Origin of the sequence: Bellilinea sp. (genome assembly GCF_034432615.1) — a bacterium.
Taxonomy (GTDB): Bacteria; Chloroflexota; Anaerolineae; order Anaerolineales; family Anaerolineaceae; genus Bellilinea.
Genome location: NZ_DAOUBL010000044.1, coordinates 1 through 23,699 on the forward strand (window position 1 = coordinate 1; position 23,699 = coordinate 23,699).

Annotated in this window: 23 protein-coding genes; 11 read left to right on the forward strand and 12 right to left on the reverse strand. The window is 49.0% G+C overall.

Features of this window, described 5'->3' with window-relative positions; genetic code table 11:
- On the forward strand, positions 1 to 371 hold a 371-nt coding region (locus tag VAE48_RS01850), incomplete at its 5' end, for a hypothetical protein (protein ID WP_322791607.1).
- Between the two features lie 67 nt (positions 372 to 438).
- On the opposite strand, the gene trxB is transcribed toward VAE48_RS01850, so the two are convergent.
- Both trxB and VAE48_RS01860 read right to left on the reverse strand, forming a co-directional pair.
- Positions 439 to 1,416: a thioredoxin-disulfide reductase gene (gene trxB / locus VAE48_RS01855; protein WP_416181010.1), complete on the reverse strand. Its 978-nt coding sequence runs from the start codon at positions 1,414 to 1,416 to the stop codon at positions 439 to 441.
- 78 nt (positions 1,417 to 1,494) lie between these two features.
- Positions 1,495 to 2,841, reverse strand: coding sequence for an aminotransferase class III-fold pyridoxal phosphate-dependent enzyme (locus VAE48_RS01860; RefSeq protein WP_322791609.1), 1,347 nt, complete (start codon positions 2,839 to 2,841; stop codon positions 1,495 to 1,497).
- A 133-nt stretch (positions 2,842 to 2,974) separates the two neighbouring features.
- Between VAE48_RS01860 and VAE48_RS01865 the strand changes: the two genes are divergently transcribed.
- Entirely contained in the window at positions 2,975 to 3,418 is a 444-nt protein-coding gene (locus VAE48_RS01865; protein ID WP_322791610.1) for a DUF309 domain-containing protein, read from the forward strand.
- Entirely contained in the window at positions 3,415 to 4,194 is a 780-nt protein-coding gene (gene fabL / locus VAE48_RS01870) for an enoyl-[acyl-carrier-protein] reductase FabL (protein ID WP_322791611.1), read from the forward strand. Before VAE48_RS01865 ends, fabL begins: the two co-directional genes overlap by 4 nt.
- A 10-nt stretch (positions 4,195 to 4,204) precedes the next feature.
- Here fabL and VAE48_RS01875 read toward each other — a convergent pair whose 3' ends face one another.
- From VAE48_RS01875 to VAE48_RS01885, 3 genes are all read right to left on the reverse strand, one after another.
- Positions 4,205 to 4,840 carry a cyclase family protein gene (locus VAE48_RS01875; protein ID WP_322791612.1) on the reverse strand — a complete coding sequence of 212 codons (636 nt, stop codon included), beginning with the start codon at positions 4,838 to 4,840 and terminating at the stop codon, positions 4,205 to 4,207.
- A 17-nt stretch (positions 4,841 to 4,857) separates the two neighbouring features.
- On the reverse strand, positions 4,858 to 6,414 hold the full coding sequence (locus VAE48_RS01880; protein ID WP_322791613.1) for a CapA family protein: 1,557 nt from the start codon (positions 6,412 to 6,414) through the stop codon (positions 4,858 to 4,860).
- A gap of 122 nt (positions 6,415 to 6,536) precedes the next feature.
- Entirely contained in the window at positions 6,537 to 8,087 is a 1,551-nt protein-coding gene (locus VAE48_RS01885) for a CapA family protein (RefSeq protein ID WP_322791614.1), read from the reverse strand.
- A gap of 269 nt (positions 8,088 to 8,356) precedes the next feature.
- Here VAE48_RS01885 and VAE48_RS01890 point away from each other — a divergent pair, with 269 nt between their 5' ends.
- From VAE48_RS01890 to VAE48_RS01910, 5 genes are all read left to right on the forward strand, one after another.
- Entirely contained in the window at positions 8,357 to 9,517 is a 1,161-nt protein-coding gene (locus VAE48_RS01890) for a thiolase domain-containing protein (RefSeq protein ID WP_322791615.1), read from the forward strand.
- A gap of 95 nt (positions 9,518 to 9,612) precedes the next feature.
- Positions 9,613 to 10,479 (forward strand): DNA glycosylase AlkZ-like family protein, encoded by an 867-nt coding sequence (locus tag VAE48_RS01895; protein WP_322791616.1) that lies wholly within the window; start codon positions 9,613 to 9,615, stop codon positions 10,477 to 10,479.
- Positions 10,480 to 10,581: 102 nt separating this feature from the next.
- Positions 10,582 to 14,058, forward strand: a complete 3,477-nt coding sequence (locus VAE48_RS01900; protein ID WP_322791617.1) for an alpha-amylase family glycosyl hydrolase — start codon at positions 10,582 to 10,584, stop codon at positions 14,056 to 14,058.
- A 9-nt stretch (positions 14,059 to 14,067) separates the two neighbouring features.
- Positions 14,068 to 14,436 carry a 4a-hydroxytetrahydrobiopterin dehydratase gene (locus tag VAE48_RS01905; RefSeq protein WP_322791618.1) on the forward strand — a complete coding sequence of 123 codons (369 nt, stop codon included), beginning with the start codon at positions 14,068 to 14,070 and terminating at the stop codon, positions 14,434 to 14,436.
- A 16-nt stretch (positions 14,437 to 14,452) separates the two neighbouring features.
- A complete protein-coding gene (locus tag VAE48_RS01910) occupies positions 14,453 to 14,878 on the forward strand; it encodes a cyclic nucleotide-binding/CBS domain-containing protein (RefSeq protein ID WP_322791619.1) in 426 nt (141 codons plus the stop codon).
- Here VAE48_RS01910 and VAE48_RS01915 read toward each other — a convergent pair.
- Genes VAE48_RS01915 through fmt form a run of 3 tightly spaced genes read right to left on the reverse strand, consistent with a single transcriptional unit; the run spans position 14,864 to position 18,264 of the window.
- Complete coding sequence (locus VAE48_RS01915; protein ID WP_322791620.1) at positions 14,864 to 16,270, reverse strand: glycoside hydrolase family 13 protein; 1,407 nt, start codon at positions 16,268 to 16,270, stop codon at positions 14,864 to 14,866. The genes VAE48_RS01910 and VAE48_RS01915 overlap by 15 nt on opposite strands.
- Positions 16,267 to 17,313: a 2-dehydropantoate 2-reductase gene (locus VAE48_RS01920; RefSeq protein ID WP_322791621.1), complete on the reverse strand. Its 1,047-nt coding sequence runs from the start codon at positions 17,311 to 17,313 to the stop codon at positions 16,267 to 16,269. The genes VAE48_RS01915 and VAE48_RS01920 overlap by 4 nt, the downstream gene beginning before the upstream one ends.
- A gap of 30 nt (positions 17,314 to 17,343) precedes the next feature.
- Positions 17,344 to 18,264: a methionyl-tRNA formyltransferase gene (gene fmt, locus VAE48_RS01925; RefSeq protein WP_416181011.1), complete on the reverse strand. Its 921-nt coding sequence runs from the start codon at positions 18,262 to 18,264 to the stop codon at positions 17,344 to 17,346.
- Between the two features lie 123 nt (positions 18,265 to 18,387).
- Between fmt and VAE48_RS01930 the strand changes: the two genes are divergently transcribed.
- The 3 genes from VAE48_RS01930 to VAE48_RS01940 all read left to right on the forward strand — a co-directional run bounded on the left by VAE48_RS01930 (position 18,388) and on the right by VAE48_RS01940 (position 19,432).
- Positions 18,388 to 18,726, forward strand: a complete 339-nt coding sequence (locus VAE48_RS01930; protein ID WP_322791623.1) for a DUF4870 domain-containing protein — start codon at positions 18,388 to 18,390, stop codon at positions 18,724 to 18,726.
- Between the two features lie 186 nt (positions 18,727 to 18,912).
- Entirely contained in the window at positions 18,913 to 19,185 is a 273-nt protein-coding gene (locus VAE48_RS01935; RefSeq protein WP_322791624.1) for a hypothetical protein, read from the forward strand.
- Complete coding sequence (locus tag VAE48_RS01940) at positions 19,178 to 19,432, forward strand: glutaredoxin domain-containing protein (protein ID WP_322791625.1); 255 nt, start codon at positions 19,178 to 19,180, stop codon at positions 19,430 to 19,432. Before VAE48_RS01935 ends, VAE48_RS01940 begins: the two co-directional genes overlap by 8 nt.
- Positions 19,433 to 19,437: 5 nt before the next feature.
- Here VAE48_RS01940 and VAE48_RS01945 read toward each other — a convergent pair whose 3' ends face one another.
- From VAE48_RS01945 to VAE48_RS01960, 4 genes are all read right to left on the reverse strand, one after another.
- On the reverse strand, positions 19,438 to 19,680 hold the full coding sequence (locus VAE48_RS01945) for a hypothetical protein (protein WP_322791626.1): 243 nt from the start codon (positions 19,678 to 19,680) through the stop codon (positions 19,438 to 19,440).
- Positions 19,681 to 19,685: 5 nt separating this feature from the next.
- Entirely contained in the window at positions 19,686 to 20,543 is an 858-nt protein-coding gene (locus VAE48_RS01950; protein WP_322791627.1) for a DegV family protein, read from the reverse strand.
- Positions 20,540 to 21,106: an RNA polymerase sigma factor gene (locus tag VAE48_RS01955; RefSeq protein ID WP_322791628.1), complete on the reverse strand. Its 567-nt coding sequence runs from the start codon at positions 21,104 to 21,106 to the stop codon at positions 20,540 to 20,542. Before VAE48_RS01955 ends, VAE48_RS01950 begins: the two co-directional genes overlap by 4 nt.
- A gap of 156 nt (positions 21,107 to 21,262) precedes the next feature.
- The gene (locus tag VAE48_RS01960) at positions 21,263 to 23,692 is read right to left on the reverse strand and encodes a S8 family serine peptidase (RefSeq protein WP_322791629.1); all 2,430 of its coding nucleotides are present in this window, start codon (positions 23,690 to 23,692) and stop codon (positions 21,263 to 21,265) included.
- Positions 23,693 to 23,699 lie beyond the last annotated feature (7 nt).

The window sequence follows — 23,699 nt, forward strand, 5'->3', positions numbered from 1 at the left end:
CCCCACCCAATCTCTTACTGCCAGCGGATGGAGCGGTCTTTACCGCCGCAAACGACTCGGTTACCTTGCAATGGGCCTCAGTGGGCACACTTCGTCAAAACGAAGCCTATGCCGTGAGTGTGGAAGACATTACCGAAGGGAAAGGCCGACGCCTGACCGAGTATGTAACCGATACCAAGTTTATTGTGCCGGCCTCCTTCCGGCCGACCGATAACACCCCCCACGTCTTACGCTGGTTTGTTGTGCCGGTTCGCCAGATTGGTACTTCCGCTGATGGCAAGCCGATTTATGATACCGCCGGCAGCCCCAGCAACTCTCGGACTTTTGTCTGGTGGAGTGCGGGCGGCGCGGCTTCTACCCCCACTCCTTAAAGTAAAATAATGACGGGTGCGCCTCATGTTCGAGCGCACCCGTTTTTTTATCTTACCGGAGCAGCCGTTAGCTGCTGGAGTTCGCCTCTAAAAATCGGGTAGCCTCAATGGCTGCCGCCGCTCCCATGCCTGCCGAGGTAACCACCTGACGGTAGTGGGGGTCCATCACCTCACCGGCTGCAAAAACGCCAGCAACACTTGTGCGCATTTGCATATCCGTGACAATGTAGCCCTGCGGTGTCATTTCCACCTGACCCTGAAAGATTTGCGTGTTCGGCGTATGTCCGATAAAGATGAAAACACCATCGGTTTCAAAATCTCTCACCTCTCCCGTTTTCAGGTTGCGCAAACGCACACCGTTGACCACCCCATTCCCAAGAATTTCACTGACAACCGTGTCCCAGATAAAGTGAATTTTCGGGTTTTCACGCGCGCGTTTTTGCAAAATTGCTCCCGCACGCAACTGATCGCGCCGGTGAATGATGTTCACCTCGGTCGCGTAGCGGGTCAAAAATAAACCTTCCTCCAGCGCGCTGTCTCCACCGCCTACCACAACAACCTTTTTGTCCTTGAAAAACCAGCCGTCACAAGTCGCGCAGTATGAAACACCCCGCCCGGTCAGTTCACTTTCTCTCGGCACATTCAAATGGTTCGGGCTCGCACCAGTGGCAATAATCAAAGTTTCTGCCAGAAATTCGCTGCTGTAGGTACGAACCTTAAAGGGACGCTGACTTAAATCTACTGCGGTAGCCAGATCATATTCAAACCGGGCCCCAAATCTTTCCGCCTGCTGGCGGAAAAGTTCACCCAATTCAGCGCCGCCAATCCCTTCTGGAAAGCCGGGGTAATTTTCAATGGTGTGTGTCAGGGATGCCTGTCCGCCCATCTCGGTTCCGGTTAAGACCAGCGGATTTAACTCCGCCCTTGCCGCATATAAAGCAGCCGAAAGCCCCGCCGGGCCGGCTCCCAAAATCAACACTTTTTCCACTTTGCTTTCTTTCTGCTGGCCTTTTCCCAATCCAACTTCAGATAGATTAAATTCCATCATGCAATCTCCTCATTGAGTTCGAATTCCAGTGTTTAGATGTTAAATTATCAGTTTGGTTACATTAAAGACTTATCACTATTCAACGGCTGCATCGGGTATTGCCAGCGCTCGGTCAATCACCTCAAATCCCTCAGCCAGCTGTTCTTGAGTAATGATCAAAGGCGGGATCAAAAGCACCGTATGCCAATGGGTGTACAAAAAGACGCCGTGATCAAGCAAATACTTACGAAAAGCCATCATTTCCGGGCTGTTCTGATTGAAAGGCGCCATGGGGAGTTTACTCTGACGATTTTTGACCAGCTCAATGGCACCAAATAAACCAATGGAACGCACTTCTCCAATAGATGGATGACGCTCTGCCAGTTCAGCCAGCATATCCGCCATCACTTCACCCATTTGCCTAGCCCGTTCGACCAGATGATCTTCCTGCATCACCTCAATGGTGGCAATTGCTGCCGCCAACGACAGGGGATGGCCATTGAAGGTCAAACCGCCTTCAAACACTTTCTCATTGAAGGCCGCCGCAATTTCCGGCTTCATTGCCACTGCCCCCAAAGGCGCATACCCCGAGGTCAAACCCTTTGCCATGGTCATAATGTCGGGTACCACCTTCCAGTGATCCACTGCAAACCACTCACCCGTACGCCCAAAACCACTCATCACCTCATCACAAATCATCACGATGCCGTACCGGTCACAAATTTCGCGTACACCCTGTAAATAACCTGCCGGCGGGATGATGATTCCATTGGTACCGGTAACCGTTTCAATCATAATTGCCGCTATGGTTTCAGGACGTTCGTACTGGATAATTTCTTCCAAATGATTCAGATAATCCCGGCTGAATTCTTCCTCCGGAATTTCTGCATTCAGACGGTGAAATGTAGAGCGGTAACGATAGGGGTCAAGGAAATGAACTACACCCGGCATGGTGTTGGGTTCCCACGCCACCCGTCGCGGATCTCCGGTCAGGGAGATAGCCCCGTAAGTAGCACCATGGTAGGATCGGTAGCGGGTGAGGATTTTGAAACGCCCGGTATACCCGCGCGCCAGTTTGATGGCATTCTCGTTAGCATCCGCCCCGCCAAGGGTAAATAAGAATTTGGTCAGGCCGGGTGGGACTATTTCGGTCAATTTTTTACACAAGTCTCCACGTGGTTGGGTTGCCATTTGCGGACCGGCAAAAGGCAGCTGACGCGCCTGCTCCACAATTGCCTCAATCACCCTTTCATCCCCATGACCGATATTGACGCACATCACCATTGAATTCAGGTCTAAATACCGTTTCCCGCTGGTATCCCAGAAATACACTCCCTTGGCTTTGGTAACCGGAATGGGGTTGACTTTGCTTTGAGCCGACCAGGTCCAAAAATTGTGCTCCAAACAGGTTTTCAAAAAATCATCGGAGGCGGTGAAAGACATTTTTTTCCTCTGAGTAATGATTTGCCAGTCTTTTTCAATCCTATCACAACTCACAAAAGATTGAAAAGAAAATCAACAACTCACCTGTGCTATAATCCCAAAACAAAAACAAAGCCTGCGATAATTTATCTCAATGTCACGCGAACCCTTATACCCCCAGGAACGTTATAGCCGCGAGGAAATTCAAAATTCCTGTCAGGGCAAATTACATCCCCAGGCCAGAATTGGTATTCAATTATTCAATCAGGGGCATTATTTTGAAGCCCATGAAGCCCTGGAACTGGCCTGGCGGGAAGAACCCGGGCCGGTCCGTGAATTTTACCGCGGCGTTCTCCAAATTGGCGTTGCCTATTATCACATTTTGAACAGGAATTACCCCGGAGCGGTAAAAATGTTCTCCCGCGCAAAAAAATGGTTGGCGGCCTATCCCTCTGTCTGTCGCACGGTCAATCTCGATCAACTGAAAAAAGACGCTTTACTCGCAGAAAAACGATTGCTGGAACTGGGCAGTGAAAACCTCAATCAGTTTGAACACAACTTGCTGAAACCCATTCTCTTCAAAGGTGATGTTGGATGAACAATACCCTCCCCTTTCAAGGTAAAACGGCACTGATCACCGGCGGTGGACGCGGGATTGGCAGAGCCATCGCTCTCCTGCTTGCTGAACGAGGCGCAGATGTGGTCATCAATTTTGTGCGCAATCAGGCTCCCGCGGAGGAAGTTGCCCAAAAAATCCATCAGATGGGACGTCGGGCAGAAATTTTCCGTGCAAATGTCGGAAAAATTGAGGATATTCAACGCTTGTTCGACTTTGTCGAACAGCATTTTGGCGGCCTGGATATTTTTATCAGTAATGCTGCTTCCGGCTTCAACCGCCCGGCACTTCAGCAAAAAGAAAGCGGCTGGGACCACACCATGAATGTCAATGCCCGCGCCTTTCTGTTCTCCACTCAACGGGCGGTGCCGCTCATGCAAAAAAGGGGCGGCGGATTCATCGTTGCCGTTTCCAGCCCCGGCAGCCAGCGCGTATTGCCGGATTATGTCGCGGTAGGCGCCTCCAAGGCTGCTCTGGAAGCGCTGACCCGTTATCTGGCTGTGGAACTGGCTCCCCTAAACATTGTGGTTAACGCTGTATCACCCTCACTGGTTGAAACAGATGCACTGAAGCATTTTGCCTCGCTTTCCGACCCGCAGGTGATTAGGCGGGCCATTCAAAACACGCCGGCAGGTCGGCTTGTCCAACCGGAAGATGTTGCCAAAGTGGTCGTGTTTCTTTGCAGTCCGGATGCGTTTATGATCCGCGGTCAAGTCATCATCATTGACGGCGGTTATACGCTCATCACGCCGGGATGATATTGCGTCCTTATTCCTGAATCAACACTGCCCGCGCCGGAGCACCATCGCTGCCTTCAATTTTCAAAGGCAGGCAGATTAACTGATATTCACCCGGTTGCACCGCAGAAAGATCAACCCCTTCCACAATAACCATGTTGGCACCCAACAAAACTTGATGGGTCGGGCGTGATTGTTTATAAGGCGCAACCGATAAATAATCCACGCCAACCAGACGTACTCCTTTTTCGACCAGGTATTTTGAACCGCTCTCATCAATTCCAACAAAATCGGTTTGAAAATCACGCACCTGGCTGGCCCAGTATTTCGAATTTCGCGTTTTGAACAACACGCGGGTTGTACCAGCGGGAAGTTCCAACTTTTCCAAAACTTCGCGGTCAATCACATTCACATCATCCGCTACCTGGACTACCCTGGCCGGTCCGATTAACACCTCCAGATTCATGGCTTCCACGGCACTGCTACCGTCAATAAAATGAAGCGGTGCATCTACGTGCGTGCCGGTATGTACCCCCATATCCATGCGGGACACATTGGCATTTGCCCCATCCGATATTGCACTGACCCGCTCGATGACCGCCTTGGGATCACCTGGCCAGGTAGGCAAATTCGGTGAAATTGTTAATGAAATATCCCAAATTTTCATTATAGCCTCCTTAAGAATTATGGATTATAAGGTCCCCAACCTGCTGCAGTGAAAATTGTTTTCAAAAAATCATACCGCTCACTCGAGCTCATCGGGCGCGGGCGAGCGTAATCTTCCAAATAGGCAGTCAACAACTCCGTTGAAATGTGTTTCCCATTATAAAACACATGACGGTCAATAAATTCTTTTCGCGTACCTTCGGGTATTGTAACCGTATCCACCCACATCTGGTCAAAAAACAAATTCCCCAGCCCGTAATGAATGAAGGAATCCCCATAAAATTCCATTGCCATCGGATGGTGGGCTTGTGAGCCGCTAACAATAACCGCTCCGGCATCCGCAGGTTTGCGAAAATCTCTCTGCTCGAACTCTTCAACCCAATGACGGTAAGTTTCAAAATATTGAAAAGTAAAAATGACAATGTAGCCTTCCTCCCTTAATTGTTTAATGCGTTGTTGGATCCAATCATAATCGCAGGAGGCTACGCCGCCAAAATCTTCCCCTGCCCAAATGTAGGCAGGACCGGCTGGGTTGCAGCCCAGAAAAGCAAAGCGATTCCTATTATGCTCCACAAAGACAGCATCCCGGGCTTCCGCCAGATTTTCTCCGGCAGCATAATAGACCCAACCGCGCGAACGGTAAAGATCAAGTGAAAATGATAGCGCATCCCGTCCCCAATCCACACCGTGATTACCGGTAAGATCAACGATGTCAGTTCCAACCGATTCCAGCAATTCAATATACTCTGGCTTGCTACAAAAAACTAATGGGAAGGGCTCCATTTTCGGATCGGGACAGCGCGGGGAAAACGACACCTCATTGCTAATGTGAGTCAGATCCGCTTCCCTCAACCATTCACCAATTGCCTCGCCGGGATACGTCATTCCTTTTTGTTCCATGCGGACTGCAGTGGCGCGAACCAGTGCTGTGACACCGGTCATCACCAGCACGGTCAATTGATTGGCATCGCGGTTTGGGGTTAGAACTGGTATATCAAGGTTCTCAACTTCCAGTGAGCTGGCTTTCCAGCCATAATGTAACGCGAGCGGATAGGCATTCAGGTCAAATTGATTGCTGATCGGAGACTGGTTGTTCAAAGGAATCACTTTCCAGCGAGGCTGCAGTTGTTCAAAGGGCACAATCGCCAGCACATCTCGCTTCGTCCAGGCAGCACTCAAAAGATTTTCTTCTGCCTCTATAGATACATTAAGCGGTGAAAATTTACCCAACAGGGGCTCCAATGCATTGGCGGTATCTTCCGTTACCAGAATAGAAAGTGCCTGTTCATCAGGTTGACCTTGCCACCATGATTTTAATTGGTCAAAATTAATCTGCTCGGTCAGCGATGAGAAGGGTGTCACCAACACATATACCCACACCACCTGACCCTGTCCGGACGTGGTTGGCTCGAGCCAGATATTGGCTTCTTCTTTTTGAGAGATCGCTGGAACTGTGTTTTGTTGTTCAAGCTGCCTGAGCAGATCATCCGGCAGGGAGTTATCTAACCAGACAACCGGTTGAGGAATCGCCGTTGGAGACGGGAGTAGTGTCGTTGTTGGTGCAGGTGTATTCATGGAAGTTACTGAACTGGTTGGTGCGGACACTGTCTCGGTTAGATGAATAGCTGGGCTGATGGTTGGACCCGTGCAACCTGCAATCCAAATAAAAAACCATACAATCCTGATCCATTTTTCTTTCATGGCATCTCCGAATTCATCCATCCACTCACCCGAAAATACTCTTCCAGCATTTGAGCCCGTTCTTCTTCGGTCATCAGGCGAGGTTTGGCATAATCTTCCAGCAGGGTGGTAATCAACTCCACCCCAAGGTATTTTCCATCATAAAACAGGTGGCGGTCAATAAACTGGCGGCGGTGCAGGGGAAACATCTGGTCGAAAAACAAATTACCCAGTCCATAGTGCATAAAGCGGTTTTCATAAAAACCAAATCCATGGGCAAAATGAGCCTGACTTCCACTGACGATCACTGCTCCCATTTGGGCGGTTTGTTCAAATTCCTGCAGGGTCAGGTTCATGGGCATGAAATCCTCAACTTCAAAGTGCTGAAAGGTAACAATGGGTAAAAACCCTTCTTCAACCAAATTTTGGATGGTGTCTTGCAGCCATTCAAAATCACAGGGCGCTGGGCCAGCTTGCTCTTCTGACGCCCAGATATTTTCTGGACCCGCGCGATTACAACCAATCAGCGCCAACCGATTACCGTTATGCTCAATTCGCAACGGCTTGCGGGCCTCTTCCAAATTTCGACCACCACCGTAATATTGAAAACCGTTCTGCTTGTATAAATCCAGCGTAAAAAGGAAAGGCTCATTCCCCCAATCCAGCAAATGATTGCCGGTTAATTCGATGAAATCTGCTCCCGCCAGTTTCAAAAACTCAATATATCGCGGGTTGGCACAAAAGCGCTGTCCGCCCCTCACCGGCACGGCAGGCGGACAATTTTCGTAAAAAGAAACTTCGTTGCTGATATGAGTAAAGTCTGCCTGACGCAGCATAACTCCAATATCCTCAACGGGGTATTCCAGGCCGTTCAATTCCATTCGTTCCGCTGTCTGGCGGACTAAAGCGGTTGTACCCGTGAGGATCAGTCTGGTGAATTTTCCCGGCAGGCGATTGGTGATGACTGCCTGCGAACCAATCATTACATCAAAAGGTTTTTGGCTGTTGGATTGCCATTCCCATCGGATGGTCAAACCGTAAGCATCCATTTCAAAACCCTGATCCAACGGTGAGATACCATCTACTCGCAGTACCTTCCAGCGAGGTTCGATTTGTTCAAAGGGGATGATAGCCCGCAAGTCCCTTTCCTGCCAGGCTTTTTGAAGCAGCATTTCTGCCGGAAATACCTCTACATTCTCTCGATCCGCTTCACCCCACAACACCCTGAAAATTGGCATCGCTTCTTCTGATATGAGAAGCCGGAAATCCGCTTTACTTGCCCCCTGCCAGCATTCCTTTATTTGATCAAGACCAATCTCATCCTGAACGGTTGGAAAAGCCGCAGTAACCGCATAAACCCACTGAATATAAACTGACCCAGCGGTTTCATTTGAATGATTGATTTTTAGGGAATAGTCTGCCAGCTCATCACGGTCAACCCACTCCACATTCTCTAAATTATTCAATTTCGTTTGAACAGCCGCAGGTAACGGATCGCTCTTTAAGTAAACCGGTGAGTCACTTTCAAAGGTGGCGGTTGCGGCAGATAAGGAGAGTTTTTCCGACATTGGTGCAGGTGAATGGGTTGCTGCAGGATGTTCTTCAGAAATGATTATCTCGCTCGAAATTGAGGCGGGCTGAACAGGAGTGCAGCCATGGATACCTGCAAGAACAAGCGCAACCCTTAAACACTGCACAACCAGAAAGGAAATTGTTTTTTGGGGTAACACGGCGGCAATTATACTACCTCAAAGGTTCTATACATGTTGGATTTGATAGAGATTGACAGTTAACCTCGCTATAATAACATTGAATCAACTTGGAAAAGGAATTTGACATGCGTGAAGTAGCCATTTTAGGAATTGGTCAAACCTCGATTGATGAACATTGGGAAAAGTCTTTGCGCGAGCTTGCCGGAGAAGCGGCGCTGGCAGCGCTTCAAGACGCCGGTATCAACGGTGTAGATGGCGTGTTCGTTGGCAACATGATGTCTGGTTCGGCAAACCGCCAGCAACAATTAGGCGCCTTTGTTGCAGATTGGATCGGTGTCCGTTATTCGAATGCCATGCACATTGAATCGGCTTGCAGTTCGGGGGCTGCTGCATTTCGTTCAGCCTTGATGGCTGTTGCCTCTGGATTTATGGACATAGCGCTGGCGGTAGGTGTCGAAAAAATGACCGATTCACCCGGCGCAGAAATCACCGCTGAACTGGCCACAGCTGCCGATGCTGACTGGGAGGCTGGCCAGGGACTTTCCTTTGTGGCTATCAATGCCCTCATCATGCGCCGCTATATGTACGAATACGGCTGGGAGCATCATCATTTTGCACCGTTCTCCATCAACGCCCATAGCAACGCCGCCAGCAATCCCAACGCTCGCCTGCGCTCCCCACTGACCGAAAAAGATTATCTGAAAGCCGCAATGATTACCCCACCAATCAATCTAATGGACGCTTCACCGGTTGGGGATGGCGCTGCTGCTGCGATTCTCGTTCCGGTTGAACTGCTCAACCGCTTTCCACCTCGTACGGTTATTAAAGTTTTGGGCGCAGGTGCTGCCACCGACACAATGGCAGTCCACTCTCGTAAAATTCCTCTGTGGCTCAGCGCGGCTGAAAAATCGGCAAAGCAGGCTTACAGCCAGGCTGGCATTGGCCCTGATCAGATTGATGTATTTGAACTCCACGACGCTTTCACCATCATGGCAGCCTTGTCACTTGAAGCCTGTGGCTTTGCGGAAAAAGGCAAGGGGCCCCAATTAGCACTGGATGGCGAAATCCGCCCCGAAGGACGCATCCCTGTCCAAACTCGCGGAGGTTTAAAGGCACGCGGACACCCGGTTGGCGCAACCGGAATGTATCAGATTGTCGAGGTTGTGCAGCAGCTTCGCGGAGAATGCGGTCAAACCCAAGTTCCAGATGCGCGCATTGGCATGGCTCAAAACATCGGCGGAAGCGGCTCGAACATCATTACCCATATCCTGGCTCGAATGAATTGAGTATCTCAGGCAGAGGACTTTTTCCTCTGCTTTTTTATTTTTTGGCATAAAGGAATACAATTGAACCATCCTGACCAATGCAGGGATGGAAAATTATGCCTCATCTTTCAGCTTCGACACTCGATTCGTACCGCCAAAAAATTTTTCGCATTCGGCCGGAAGATCGGCTGCGCACTCTGGAAGAAGCAATAGACTTCGTCAATCAGCGTGGTTTTGTTTTCTTCTGGCCGATTCAACGAGTCAATTTGCCCAGTTTATGGGTAGCCGCTGCCGGAGATCGGCCGGTTGCCAACGAACACGATGACCCGGGTCATATCACCTGGGGATGGAAAGATCAATTGCTTGGGAAGAAGGTCTGGTATTATGCCAGAATTTTATGCCGCAAGAACACGATAATATCTTTACGGCTGCTGCCTTATTTCTATGCTCTTTCCCCAAATTTCGGTGACCCCGAACAGGACTATCTGGATCAATATCATGGTGGAACTTTGACTCTGGAAGCCAAACAGGTTTACGAAGCACTGCTTCGTGAAGGTGCGCTGGATACAATTTCTCTTCGAAAAGCAGCCCGTCTTTCGAGTCCCGAGAGTACTTCGCGCTTTAACCGGGCTTTAGATACGCTCCAAATGGAGTTTAAGGTCTTACCGGTCGGTGTGGCACAGGCTGGCGCATGGCGGTATGCTTTCGTGTACGATCTCGTCCACCGTCATTACCCTCAGTTGATTGACCAGTCCCGCCTAATTTCCGAACCTCAGGCGCGTTTTGAAATCCTGCAATGTTACTTTGAATCGGTTGGGGCAGCTTCACCGGGGGAGATGGAACGTCTGTTCGGCTGGCGAAAAGAGGATCTGCAGCGGACACTCCAACTGCTCGTGAGCCGGAATATCATCCAACCAGAAATTGAGCTGCAAAACAGGAAAGAGCCGGTTTATGCCCTTTCGACATTAATTCAAACCCCCTAATCGTCCTATCTTTTCCTGATTGTTCATTGTATTTCTTGCTTGTTTCCGAGGGTATAATAAAATCATTCAGTTTCATCCTCCATCCCTAAGGAGCGCAAATCCATGGAATTCCACATTTCCCGGCAGGCTCGTGATCGCTACCATTTTGATGAGAGTCTGTTTTCCTTCAACGGCAATGTAGTTTTTGCCAATTTTCATGCCGCCCGGCAGTTTGCTCAAAAAATGAATGTCTACCGTGACCTGCTCAATTATCCGGAGAGGGCGGTTAAAGCCGGTCAGGTTAATGCCTTGGGTTTGATTGACGAAATCTTGCATTTAGTCGCTTTTCTCTACCGTCAGCAAAAAAATCCCCAGGTAATGGAACAGGCGCTGTCTGAACTGGAAAAAGCCCTTGGGAAACAAAAAGTGGATGAACTTCTACTGGCGTTTACACTGGAGTTTCCGCCGGTCGCGGTCTATCGGGGTGAAGTGAGTGCCGAAGAATATCTCAAACAGTCCACGAACGGCGCATCCAACCGCGCCAATTCTCTCGAAGAAATCATGCTCCTGTGGGTCAACAATAAAAACCCGGCCGTTTCACCCTACCTGGAACTCTTTGACGATGAGAATCTCTCCCAAAAAACGGTCTATCCCAAAGCCATTCAAGAGTTATATAACTATTTTGACCAGCAGCCGCCTTTCGGGCCGGATTTGCAAAATTTAATGGACTTGCTGCGCGCGCCAGCAGTTGCTCACCCCTATTCTTTGTTTGAACAATTGGAGTTCATCCGCAAACGATGGGCGGACTTGATTGGGAAATATCTCTACCGATTGCTGAGCAGCCTGGACTTCCTAAAGGAAGAGGAGAAAATTCCCTTTTTAGGTCCCGGTCCGGTGGAAATTCCAGTTTTTGATCGCCTGTCTGGTGAGCTTGAATCAGAAAACTTCAGCCCCGACCGCGAATGGATGCCCCGCCTGGTATTAATGGCAAAAAATACCTACGTCTGGCTGGATCAACTCAGTAAAAAATATCAACGCCCCATCACCCGCCTTGACCAGATCCCGGAAGAAGAACTGGCTCAACTTGCTGAATGGGGATTTAGCGGCTTGTGGTTGATTGGCTTATGGGAACGCAGCCCGGCTTCCGCTCGCATCAAACAATTATGCGGCAACCCCGAAGCCATTGCATCCGCCTATTCACTGGCAGGTTATACCATCGCCGCCGATTTGGGCGGTGAAGAAGCCTATCAAACTCTGCGTGAAAGAGCCTGGAAATACGGCATCCGTCTTGCTTCTGACATGGTCCCTAATCATATGGGGATTGATTCCAGCTGGGTTATCGAGCATCCCGACTGGTTTATCTCATTGGACTACAGTCCCTTCCCATCCTACACATTTAGCGGCCCGGATCTTTCCAGTAATCCCAATGTCGAAATTCTGCTGGAAGATCATTACTACACACGAACGGATGCTGCCGTTGTATTCAAACGCACGGATCGCACCACTGGTTCTGTCCGCTATATTTATCATGGGAATGACGGCACCAGTATGCCATGGAATGACACCGCCCAATTAAATTATTTAAACCCTCAGGTACGTGAGGCTGTCATTCAAACCATTTTAGAGGTTGCCCACCGATTCCCAATCATTCGTTTTGATGCCGCCATGACGCTCACAAAACGACACTACCAACGACTGTGGTTTCCCGAACCCGGAACTGGAGGTGCAATTCCCTCCCGCGCCGAACATGGCATGACCAAAGAGGACTTTGATCGAGCCTTCCCTACCGAATTCTGGCGCGAAGTAGTGGACCGCGTCGCCCGAGAAGCTCCAGATACCCTCCTACTTGCAGAGGCTTTCTGGCTGATGGAAGGGTACTTCGTGCGCACGCTTGGGATGCACCGCGTGTACAACTCTGCTTTCATGAATATGCTGCGCAATGAGGACAACGCCGGTTACCGCAAATTGATCAAGAACACCATCGAGTTTGAACCGGAGATTCTCAAACGCTATGTCAATTTCATGAACAATCCCGATGAACGCACCGCCGTAGATCAATTCGGTAAAGGGGATAAGTATTTTGGCATTTGTGTATTGATGTCCACCCTTCCAGGCCTACCCATGTTTGGACATGGGCAAATTGAAGGCTTTGCCGAAAAATACGGCATGGAATTCCGGCGTGCTTATTGGGACGAAAAGCCCGATCCTTATCTGGTGGAACGTCACAAGCGCCAAATTTTCCCGCTGCTCCATCGGCGCGCTTTGTTTGCCGGTGTTGATAATTTCCTCCTCTATGACTTTTTCACCTCTGGCGGCTGGGTCAACGAAGATGTTTTTGCCTATTCCAACCGTCTCGAAAATGAGCGTGCTCTGGTCGTCTACCATAATAAATTTGCCGAAACCGAAGGGTGGATTCGCTGGTCGGCTGGTTTCAAGTCCCGCGAAAAGGGAACAACCAAACTTACCCAGCGTTCGCTCAGCGAGGGTCTGGGTTTATCCGGGCGGGAAGACCATTTTATAATCTTTCGAGACCTGTTGAGCGGAATGGAGTACATCCGCCCGGCAGATGAACTGGCGCAAAAAGGCTTGCATATTAAACTTTCAGCCTATCAAGCCTATGTATTTTCAGATTTCCGCGAAGTCAGCGATGATGAATTTGGTTCATATCGTTCGCTATGGCAGTATCTGGCTGGAAGGGGTGTCCCAAGTGTTCAGGAAGCCCTGCACGAGTTACTGCTTGCCCCAATCCTTCGTCCGTGGAGAGAAATTGTAAACCCCGGTTACATCCGCTTTTTACTGGAACATCAGGTCACTCAGCAACAACCACAATTACCCGAACATCTTTTACCGGAAGCCAGTCAAAAGCTGGAAAACCTGCTGAATGGCGTTACTCAAATGACCGGCTTCAGCAACCACCGGGATCTGATCCTAACCACTCTCCAAAAACAACTGGAATTCCTGCTGCATCTCCAATCCCCTCAAAAAGTTTTACCGGTTCCCATTCGCGGTCTGGCTCCAAAAGCATTTGAATATTTGCAAAAGGGAATGAACAAAGCCAGGGATATTTCCTATGTGGGTTTTCTTTATCCCTTCCTTCATAAATTGGGCATCCTTAAGGATGCAAAAGACGCTCAATCCCAAACCCTGTCGTGGATGGAGGAATGGCGGTTATTGGATGTAGTCATGGATACCGCCCATCAAATTGGCGTGGATGGGGCAGTGACCTGGAGAATTTCCCCAACCCTGCGCATCCTGATAAATCAGCAGGAATGGTATGAAAAATGGTCTTCGTATTCGCTTTCCAGAATCATGGAATACTGGCTTTCTGACCTGGAAGTTCAACGCTTTATCGGAGTCAACCGTTATAAGGATGTACTTTGGTACAATCAAGAATCCTTTTATGATTTCATCTGGTGGATGAACTGGGTAGCAGTTTTGAACGAAGTTGGAAAACCCGCTTCCACCCATGCCTCGATTTTGGAAACCCTGATTGCCGTCCACGAAATTACTCAAAAAATTCTGCAGGCAGAACAACTTGCAGCATATCAAATTGCAAATTTAATGGATAGGTTAAGTGAAATGGATCAATTAACTCCTTAGAGGTGAACCATGAGCGAATTAAGTCGTGAGCAGTGTGTTAGACCCCAAAAAGGTACCCCACCTTTAAACCACAATGAGATTGACACACTTCTGCCAATGGCAGAAGGTTGGATGGTCATCGATTCCGAGGAGGTGCCAAAATTACAAAAAACCTTTCGATTCAAACGCTATAAAGATGCTTTGGATTTCAGCATGGCTGTTGGGCTGGCTGCAGACGAGCAAGATCACCACCCCAAACTCACCATTGAGTATGGAAAAGTGACGGTGGAATGGTGGACACATGTGGTCAACGGCTTACACCGCAACGATTTCATCATGGCAGCAAAAACTGACCAAATTTACCGCTCACGAGAAGATACCAAACCTGCTTCGTTTTAGTTAGGAGGAATTCGCGATGTCTCATCTGGTTCGAGATTGGATGTCAAGTCCCGTGGTGGTCATTGATGCTGACAGCAGTGTTTCATTTGCCATGACCCTCATGCGCCGCCGCCATATTCATAGCCTGGTTGTTGTTTTGAAAGATCATCACAACACCACTTATGGGATTGTCACAACCACGGATATTCGCGACAAGATCATCGCAGCCTCTCGCAACCCGGCGGAAACCACCGTACGAGAAATCATGACCACCCCCGTTCAGGTTGCTCATCCGGAATGGACTCTCGTGGAATGCTCCCGAAAAATGCAGGAGAAGAACGTCCACCATCTGCCGGTTGTTGATGAAAACAACGAACTGATCGGCATGATCACGGCAACCGACCTGTTCATGGCCGCGGAAGAGATCGGTTGGCTATCTGATTGGGAATCAAAAAGCAGTTGAAAAATACCCGCCGCTCAGGCCAGGTAAGCTAATTTCCCAATGATTTTGATTTTTCTCAATCGGAAATTGATCACCCAGCAAATTACGCAGTGTTTGATGGGGGAGAGGGTTTTCCGTTTCTGCAGGTAATGAAATCCAGCAAGGCTCAGAATTGAGATTCGCCAGAATTAATAATTTCTCACCACCACCCTCCCGAGCCATGCGAACGACTCCATCACATTGCGTGGGTTCAAGCAATTTCCATTTTCCTCGCCGTAACAGTGGTGTTTCGCGGCGGATTTGAATTAATTTTTGAATCCATTGGCGCAAATCGCGATCCCACCCGTTTTCATTCCACGGAAACGCCCTGCGGCAATCCGGATCCTTGCCACCTTCCAGGCCAACTTCGTCCCCATAGTAAATCGCCGGCGTCCCCGGAAAAGCAAACATCAGCAGATAAGCCAGTCGCAATTTTTGGGCATTTCCATTGAGGAGGGTCTTTACTCTCTCCGTATCGTGAGAACCAAGCAGCAGATACATACCGAATAAGGCATCCTGCCCATAAGTCTCTTCAATTTGCATCAGGCGCAGGTAAAAATCGTTGATTCCAATGCCGCCTCTCAGCACATCCAGAATCGCCGAGCGCAAGGGGTAATGCATGACCCCATCAAAGTGAGTTTCATTCACCCACCGGGCAAGAAGATCCCAAATTTCCCCCACCAGATAAACATTTGGGTTTGCTGACTTTACGATCTGCCGAAATTCGCCCCAGAATTCATCATCATCAATTTCATTGGGGACATCCAAACGCCATCCGTCAATTCCTTCCTCAACCCAATAGCGAGCCACTTCTATAAGATATCGCCTCACGGCTGAATTATTGGTATTAAATTTTGGCAGACTCTTGAAGCCCCACCATGCCTCATATCGGGTCGCCTTTCCCCGGCTGTAAGCGTTCAACGGAAATCCCCGAATATGAAACCAATCCAGATAGGGAGAATTCCTTCCATTTTCCAATAAATCATTGAAAGCGAAAAAACCTCGTCCACAATGGTTGAACACACCATCTAAAACTATTCGCATGCCGCGTTGATGTACTTTTTTTAGCAATCTGCGAAAATCATCCAGCGTACCCAACTTGGGATCAATCCGGTAGTAATCCACCGTGTTGTAGCGATGGGTAGAAGGAGATAAAAAGATCGGATTCAGGTAAATTGCATTGATACCCAGATCCTGCAAGTAATCCAATTTTTGTTCGATGCCCGCCAGGTCTCCCCCTTGAAAATGAACAGGATCCGGCGCACTGCCCCAAGGTTGAACATTAGGCGGATCATTTTCTGTATTTCCATTCGCAAACCGATCCGGAAAAATTTGATAAAAAATACTATCTTTCACCCACTCTGGGATGTTCATGAAAATAACCTCACTCTTTTCGATAAATCCGCAATCAATCGCTCGGGATTTTTTCGATAAACATTTTCTTCAATCGGTCTCTCGGCGATGGACAAGAGGGTTTCATTCAAGAATGAATTGACCGGTGTGGCAACGCCAAGCCGTTCTCCAAATCGCACAACTGCTCCATTCAGGTAATCAACCTCCAAAGGGCGGTATCCGCGATACAGGTCAACATGAAAAGAGGGCATCTTACCGCCTCGCCCGGCTGCCAGTGTCTTACCTGCAAGCAAGCGGGCAATCCCCTCCGGGATTTTATGAAACAAAACCGACAACAAACGAACCGGCGTACCCGGTAAATCAACCACTCGATATCCGAGGCGTTTCATGACCCTGACTGCTTCGCGGACTTGCGCCGTTTCAATTCGGAACAAGCGAGGGTCGGAAAAGATTTCGGCAGGGGTTAGATCTAAAATGGCAGAAGTGGCATTTGCCAGAAGGTTCGTGAGCAATTTTGACCATTTCATCTCGCCGGCATGTGGATACAGGCGGGCATTCAAATTTGCCCGGTTGAATGATTCCACGATACTTTCAGAAAGCGGGTGCCCCCTTGCAATACCGATGCCACGTTTTTTTTCCAGAATAACCTTGCCGGTTTCTATTTTACCAACCGCACTGGTCAGGGTGCCCGCAATCACCCGGTCTTTTTCCACATACCCGGCTAAAACTTCTTCATTCTCAACGCCATTTTGTAAACTGACTACCGCTGAAATCTGATCGCGATAGGGCTGCAAGCGTCTGGCAACTTCCAGTGTGTCGAAAGACTTGACCGCCACCAACGCCACATCTATGGGAGAGTGACCAAATACCTCTTCCAGCGAATCGCTCACCCCTTCCGGCACAAAAGTTTTTTCTTTGCCCTCAATTTCGAGTATTAATGGTTGCAGGTTAAAACGTCCGGCAACCTCCGATCGCTCAAGATAGATGACCGACTCGCCGCCTAAAGTCAGGCTGCCACCGATGTATGTTCCGATCGCCCCCATCCCAAAGATCAAAAAACGCATTTGATTCCACCCATTAATCGGAAATTGGCCTTACACTTCACGCCACTGCCGTGCGCCACGCAAAAATTCCTCGCCGTTCATCCATTTCTTGCCGGCCGGTTGAACCTCACGCAGCAACAAAACTCCCTCTGACGTGCCAACAGCAGGCAGGCCATCTACAACCGATCTTTTACCCTGCGGCAAGACACTCTGCTGAAGAACAGAAGCACGCTTGACTTTCAAAAAATTTCCCTCCCAAACCAAATAAGCACCTGGCCACGGGAAAAATGCCCGGATTTTCCGCTCAAGGTACTCCGCTGGTTGAGCAAAGTCCAGTCCTCCCTCTTCTTTTTTTAACATTGGCGCATAGGTTGCCTGAGATTCATCCTGAACTTGGGGAATAATTTCACCACGCAGATAATCTGGAAGTGTTTCAAGCAGCAATTCTGACCCGGCAATCGCCAGTTTATTGCCAAGACTGGCTGCATCATCATCCGCTTCTATGGGTATGCTGCGTTGCGACAAAACAGGCCCGGTGTCAATGCCGGCATCCATTTTCATTATAGAAACACCACTGACCTTATCGCCATGCAATATTGCGGCCTGTATGGGTGCAGCCCCGCGCCAACGCGGCAGTAAGGAGGCATGCACATTGATACATCCAAACCGGGGTAAATCCAGTACATTTTGCCGCAAAATTTGCCCAAAGGCTGCCACAACAATCACATCTGGCGCCCATTCCACCAACTTCTCCCAAACCCCGGCTTCCTTCAAGCGGTTCGGCTGAATGGTTTCTATTCCCAATTCCTGGGCAACGACCTTAACCGGCGGTGGAGTTAGGGTTCGACCCCGCCCCGACGGCCGATCAGGCTGAGTGACAACCCCCACTACCTGATAATACCGCGCAAGCGCTTTTAGAGAAGGAATGGCAAACTCGGGTGAACCCATGAAAACGATGCGGTGTTCTATCATGAAAGGAAATTTTAACACAAAATTAAAAACTCCTTGAGAATTTGGCTTTTATTCATCCAAAAACCGTTATACAATAAATATGTTCTGATTTTCAATTCATTTCGCCAAGGAGGTAAATACCCCATGTCTGACGTATCCTTTTCTCCGGATGGCATCACCAGTGATGACCGCTTGTGGGCGCTCTTATCCTATTTATTAACCCCGCTCGTCCCAATCATTATCCTGCTGATGGAAGACAAGAAAAATCGTCCATTCATCAAAGCTCATTACATGCAGGCTTTGGTGCTGGGAATTGTGTTGGTCATCCTTAATACCATTCTTGCTTTCATCCCCATTATCGGATGCATTGGCCCAATTTTGACCCTGGGCATTGTCATTTGGCTGGCGATTCGCGCCAATAAAGGTGAATATATCACCTTGCCGGTCATTACTGATTTCGTTAAAAATCAGGGCTGGGCTTAAAAGATTAACCCGCTGTTAAAATGCTTCCCGGCTCTTTGCAATTCCGCCAGGAAGCATTTATCCATTTAAACAACCTGCTTATGAATTACTGGTAAAATTGCTTTAATGCTGAGCAGTGAGATCCTCACACAAATCAACCGGGAATTTGAATTGGCTGAACAAGCCCGGTTACAAAATAATGAGGGTATGACACGCGTTTGTGCCCGCCGGGCTGCGGGTTTTGCTGCTCAGGCCTGCCTTGCGAGGTCGGGGATAGATATCCGCCGTATCAATGGATTGGACGCCCTATTCATTGTGAGCCAAAATGCAGATTTTCCCGATTCAATTCGCCGATACGCTGAAACGCTTACCATGCGGGTTAACCCCCAACATCAATTACCAGTTTCAGTGGATTTATTGCATACTGCCAGACAATTTATTCAGGAATTAAACCAATGGATGGAGGACAAAATTGACTAATTTTTCACAAGCGCTTCGTTTTTATGGTACATCCTGGTGTTATACGTCCCGCCGGGCGCGTGCAGCCCTCGATGAATTGAAAATACCTTATGAATATATTGATATTGACACAGACATGGAAGGTCGCCGTTTTGTTGAACAGGTCAACAACGGCAACCGCAGTGTGCCAACCATTGTTTTCCCTGACGGTAGCATTTTAGTTGAGCCAACTGTCCAGCAACTCAAAGAGAAACTCGGGGTTGTTTAAAACCGCTATCCATTTTGAAAGAATAATCGAATTACCCGCAAAAACAGGTAAAACAACACACCCACCAGCAGTCCGCTGCCAACCATGATGAGCAGAAGGGGGGCTTTCCCCGCCTTTTCCAGTTGAACCTGTCTGGGTTTTTTCAAGCGTACTGCCAGCGATTCAACAAATACTGGACTGGGGTCAACCGGCTTAAATAGCAACGCCAAATCGCTTTCCAATCCTTCCAAAACCACAGGCGCCTGCATGATGCTCACTCCTCTTCCCTGTCCTCAGGGTATGCCACAATCCCAATGGTCCCGGGTCCGAGGTGGGCAGCAACCGGGATGGACAATTCGGTCACCACAATTTCGCGAATTTGCGGAAAAACCTTTCTTAACCTCTCGACCATGGCCTGAGCCGCTTCGGGCGCAGCCGCATGAACCACTGCCAGCGTTGCCATTTTATCTCCAACCCGCTGTTGAACCTGCTCGAGAACGCGATCCAGCGCTCGCTGGCGGGTGCGAACCTTTTCGGACATATTCAGCAGCCCCTCCCGCAACACGATTATCGGATTGATGCGTAAGAGAGAAGACAACGCTGTTTGCAGTTTGTTGATACGTCCGCTCAGATAGGCAAATTCCAGATTTTCCAGTGTAAAAATGACCGTGAGACGATCTCGTACACCCTCAAGGTGTTGGATGATTTTCGGTATCTCCCAACCTTTTTGACTGAGCAGGCGCGCTTCCCGGCACATAAAACCGAGTGCCGCTGATCCTGCGCCTGAATCAAAGGGATATACTTTGATTTCTCCGGCTATTTCATCCGCAGCCTGCTTGACTGCAGCGAAAGTACCGGATAATTTACTTGCCAGATGGATGGAAAGAACCTCTTCCCCTTTTTGGGCTATGGAACGATAAAATTCCATGATCTGATAGGGGGACGGAAGAGAAGTCTTTGGCGGGAACCGTTTCTCCCGGACCAGCTGGTAGAAATTTTTTGAGGTGACATCCCGGAATTGGAGATAGGTCTGGTCTCCCATAACGATGGACAGGGGGATGATCTTGATGTCGTATTTTTCTTCCCATCCTTCCGGCATATCCGCCGATCCATCCGTTACAATCTTAATCATTCTTCTCTCTCCTTAATTTGCAAATCCAATTCATCGCGTAAGGCAATTAACGTGCGATGATACAAACTTTTGATAGCGCCTTCACTCCTTCCCATAATTTGGGCAATTTCTTCGTTCGATAGCCGCTCAACAAACTTCAAAATAATCAACGTCTGACGGTCTTCCGGTAATTTTTGTAAAACTTTGATCAAATGTTCAATCTCTTGCCCTTTGACCAGTGCACTCTCCGGATGTTCACCACCGTGTCGAATCGTGTAGGCGTGGTCCTCCAGTGGCACCTCTTTCCGCCGTTTGTTATCCCGGTGCCAGTTCGCCACCAGATTGTGAGCAATCCGATACAGCCATGCCGAAAACGGCAGTCCACGATTACGATAATTATGGATGTGATTCATGGCGCGAAAGAAGACTTTTTCGGTCAGATCTTCCGCATCATGCACACTGCCAGTTCGGTAGTAGATGTAGTTATAAATACGTTTGACGTACCTTTGGTAAAGAACGCTGAAGGCTTCCTGGCTGCCTTCCGATGCAAGGCTGATGACTTCGGTGTCGCTTAATTCTTCCACGGTGTCATCCCTGCCCAATTTTTACGCGCATTAAATAAACCCCAAACCTCGATTGAGGTTACACCATTGACCATTAACCTCAATCTCCAATATCGCCAACCTTTAAACATTTTTTATTTCCAAATATTATTATACAAAAATTCGATGGTCTGGAATCTATCGAACTTCTTTTGCGCGCTGAACCGCTGCAAAGGCGTCAACAATTCCATAACCAATTCCCTGCGCCGGACGGGTAACTGCATTCACACATTCAGGTAATACTCCTTGATAGGGCTGGGCAGTATCAAAGATGATGTGGCGGGTCAAATCCACATTTCCGATTAACGCCGGATTTGCCGACCACATCAACGCTACCACTCCGGCAAGATGGGGTCCAGCCATCGAGGTACCGCTTGCCATCTCGTAACTGGAATTAGGGTAGGAAGAGAAAATTTCCTCACCCGGAGCTAAAATCTCCGCCTTCAACCGTTGACTACCATCCACAATTACCGGCCCAATACTGCTAAAACCGGCAAGGTCTCCATTTCGGTTGACCGCTCCAACCGTCAGCACCTCCTCATATATTGCCGGCGGTGCATCTACACTCCCGCAGCCGGAATAGCCGGAATTGCCGGCAGAAACTACTACGAAGACCCCCGCAGCTTCAAGCGCCCGCACAGCCGGTAAAAACACCGCCGCATCGCAGCCTTCCACTTCTGGACAGCCCCACGAATTATTGAAAATGTGAGCGCCTAACTCCGGTCTGCCATCCGTGAATGGATTACCACCTTGTGGAAAAGGCGCAAACAAAAATTGCCAGCACTCCAAATAAACGGCAGGATTGCCTAAATTACGCGCCAGGTTAACGCAGCCAATCCACTCGGCATCTGGCGCAACTCCCACATCTTTCCCAAGAATGGTACCGAGCGTGTGAGTGCCATGACCGCTGGTATCCGTTGGGATAGGATTGCCGGACCAGACATCCAGCCAGTGATAATTGTGATCACCGTTCTTCCCGCGGTACTGATCATATAATTGGGGATGTTTCCAATCCGCCCCCGAATCGGCCAAACCGATCACAATGCCAGCCCCGCGCGCCCCCAATTCACTCCATACTTCCGGCGCACGGATCATCTTCAAATTCCAATCTTGATCGGGTTGAACCTCTTGAATATTGCCTTTAACCGCTGGCAGAGGTTGGCTCAAGGGACGCAGGTGTGGACTGGGTAAGACACGTTCCACTGCAGGATGACTGGTCAGCCAAAACTTAATCAGCGGTCCACCGTTGACTTCCATCGCATTGACCAGATAATACCCCCGGTAGTCAATCCTCAAACGATCCAATTGATTTCGGATATCCGACTGCGTCCTTTCGGAATTTTCTACCAGCATCTGGTAAACAATCTTTCGTCGTTCTATCGGATCCAACGGCAGCGGTTGTTGATCAAAATTGATCTGTTCTCGAAAGATGACAAACAGCTGCTCCCCGTAAAAGCCGGGTTGACCGAGGATAATATACACCGCCAGACCAACCACCCATATCAAAGCAGCCGCAAAATAACCCCGATTGCTGGATAGCGTCAGAGCCCTGAGTTTTCGGATAAATACAACGCCAGCAATCCCAGCCGCCAACAACAGAATACCATGCAGGAATGCCATCCTCACCGCAAACCCCATCAATTCACCGGCTGTCGAGGTGATAACCAGCATCAACTCGTCGCCATCAATGAAAATCAATGGAAGAGCGATGGCTGCCCCAACATACAAAGCCACACCCCCGCGGCGCAATGAAGTAACAGCGTTTTCCATCACAGAGTGAATTACTGCTGCCCCAATTGCACTGATTATCAAAGGCAAAGTCAAACTGAATTGATATCCAACCAACGGCAGACAAGTACTCAAAATCAAACCCGCTGAAACCACAAAGAGGATCTTTATGAAAAGCGTATGAAAATTAGCAGTAGAATGAGCGGAGCGGGATTTGGCGACAAACAAATCTAATGACAAAGCCATTAACCAGCCCAACAATGCCCCAATGGTTAATCCCAAAATCAAGTCCAGCAGTGAGCCAAAGGCTCCCCATAAAACATATGGAATCCATGCCAGGCCAATAATCAGCCAGAGAATTGCAAATAACGATGGGAAACGAGTCTTAATATCCGAATCGGTGGAAGGATAACGGGAAAGAATTCTCAAACCGATCCAGATCACAATTCCCAACGAGCCAATCACTATCCACGCAGCCGTCTGAAAATCGGTCAGGAACAACCACCTCGCCGGTAGCATTAAAAGCCCGGCAACAGTCGGTAAAAACAACGCCCGATAGAAACTGCGTTGAATTCCCGGCAGCCAGGCCAGCAACGCCAATGGCAAAGCAACCAAAATGAGATACCCCATTCCTGCCCAACCACGCCCATCGGGCAGCCCCAACGAGCCCTCAAACAACAAGTTTTCGAACAGCCAAATTCCCACCAGGGCAATCAGACTGATTGCCCCCAACCAGATGAGAAAGAAGACAAAGAGAGCCGTCTGAAGACAGCCCCCATTGTGAGTCAGGCCAAGATCATTGGAAGAAGTATCGGGAAAATTCTCAACCGAATTATCCATGTTGATT

What these genes read in the sequence shown, in the direction of transcription:
- trxB (WP_416181010.1), bottom strand. Translation starts at nt 1,416, where the DNA reads ATGGAATTTAATCTATCTGAAGTTGGATTGGGAAAAGGCCAGCAGAAA.
- VAE48_RS01860 (WP_322791609.1), bottom strand. Translation starts at nt 2,841, where the DNA reads ATGTCTTTCACCGCCTCCGATGATTTTTTGAAAACCTGTTTGGAGCAC.
- VAE48_RS01865 (WP_322791610.1), top strand. Translation starts at nt 2,975, where the DNA reads ATGTCACGCGAACCCTTATACCCCCAGGAACGTTATAGCCGCGAGGAA.
- fabL (WP_322791611.1), top strand. Translation starts at nt 3,415, where the DNA reads ATGAACAATACCCTCCCCTTTCAAGGTAAAACGGCACTGATCACCGGC.
- VAE48_RS01875 (WP_322791612.1), bottom strand. Translation starts at nt 4,840, where the DNA reads ATGAAAATTTGGGATATTTCATTAACAATTTCACCGAATTTGCCTACC.
- VAE48_RS01880 (WP_322791613.1), bottom strand. Translation starts at nt 6,414, where the DNA reads ATGAATACACCTGCACCAACAACGACACTACTCCCGTCTCCAACGGCG.
- VAE48_RS01885 (WP_322791614.1), bottom strand. Translation starts at nt 8,087, where the DNA reads ATGTCGGAAAAACTCTCCTTATCTGCCGCAACCGCCACCTTTGAAAGT.
- VAE48_RS01890 (WP_322791615.1), top strand. Translation starts at nt 8,357, where the DNA reads ATGCGTGAAGTAGCCATTTTAGGAATTGGTCAAACCTCGATTGATGAA.
- VAE48_RS01895 (WP_322791616.1), top strand. Translation starts at nt 9,613, where the DNA reads ATGCCTCATCTTTCAGCTTCGACACTCGATTCGTACCGCCAAAAAATT.
- VAE48_RS01900 (WP_322791617.1), top strand. Translation starts at nt 10,582, where the DNA reads ATGGAATTCCACATTTCCCGGCAGGCTCGTGATCGCTACCATTTTGAT.
- VAE48_RS01905 (WP_322791618.1), top strand. Translation starts at nt 14,068, where the DNA reads ATGAGCGAATTAAGTCGTGAGCAGTGTGTTAGACCCCAAAAAGGTACC.
- VAE48_RS01910 (WP_322791619.1), top strand. Translation starts at nt 14,453, where the DNA reads ATGTCTCATCTGGTTCGAGATTGGATGTCAAGTCCCGTGGTGGTCATT.
- VAE48_RS01915 (WP_322791620.1), bottom strand. Translation starts at nt 16,270, where the DNA reads ATGAACATCCCAGAGTGGGTGAAAGATAGTATTTTTTATCAAATTTTT.
- VAE48_RS01920 (WP_322791621.1), bottom strand. Translation starts at nt 17,313, where the DNA reads ATGCGTTTTTTGATCTTTGGGATGGGGGCGATCGGAACATACATCGGT.
- fmt (WP_416181011.1), bottom strand. Translation starts at nt 18,264, where the DNA reads ATGATAGAACACCGCATCGTTTTCATGGGTTCACCCGAGTTTGCCATT.
- VAE48_RS01930 (WP_322791623.1), top strand. Translation starts at nt 18,388, where the DNA reads ATGTCTGACGTATCCTTTTCTCCGGATGGCATCACCAGTGATGACCGC.
- VAE48_RS01935 (WP_322791624.1), top strand. Translation starts at nt 18,913, where the DNA reads ATGACACGCGTTTGTGCCCGCCGGGCTGCGGGTTTTGCTGCTCAGGCC.
- VAE48_RS01945 (WP_322791626.1), bottom strand. Translation starts at nt 19,680, where the DNA reads ATGCAGGCGCCTGTGGTTTTGGAAGGATTGGAAAGCGATTTGGCGTTG.
- VAE48_RS01950 (WP_322791627.1), bottom strand. Translation starts at nt 20,543, where the DNA reads ATGATTAAGATTGTAACGGATGGATCGGCGGATATGCCGGAAGGATGG.
- VAE48_RS01960 (WP_322791629.1), bottom strand. Translation starts at nt 23,692, where the DNA reads ATGGATAATTCGGTTGAGAATTTTCCCGATACTTCTTCCAATGATCTT.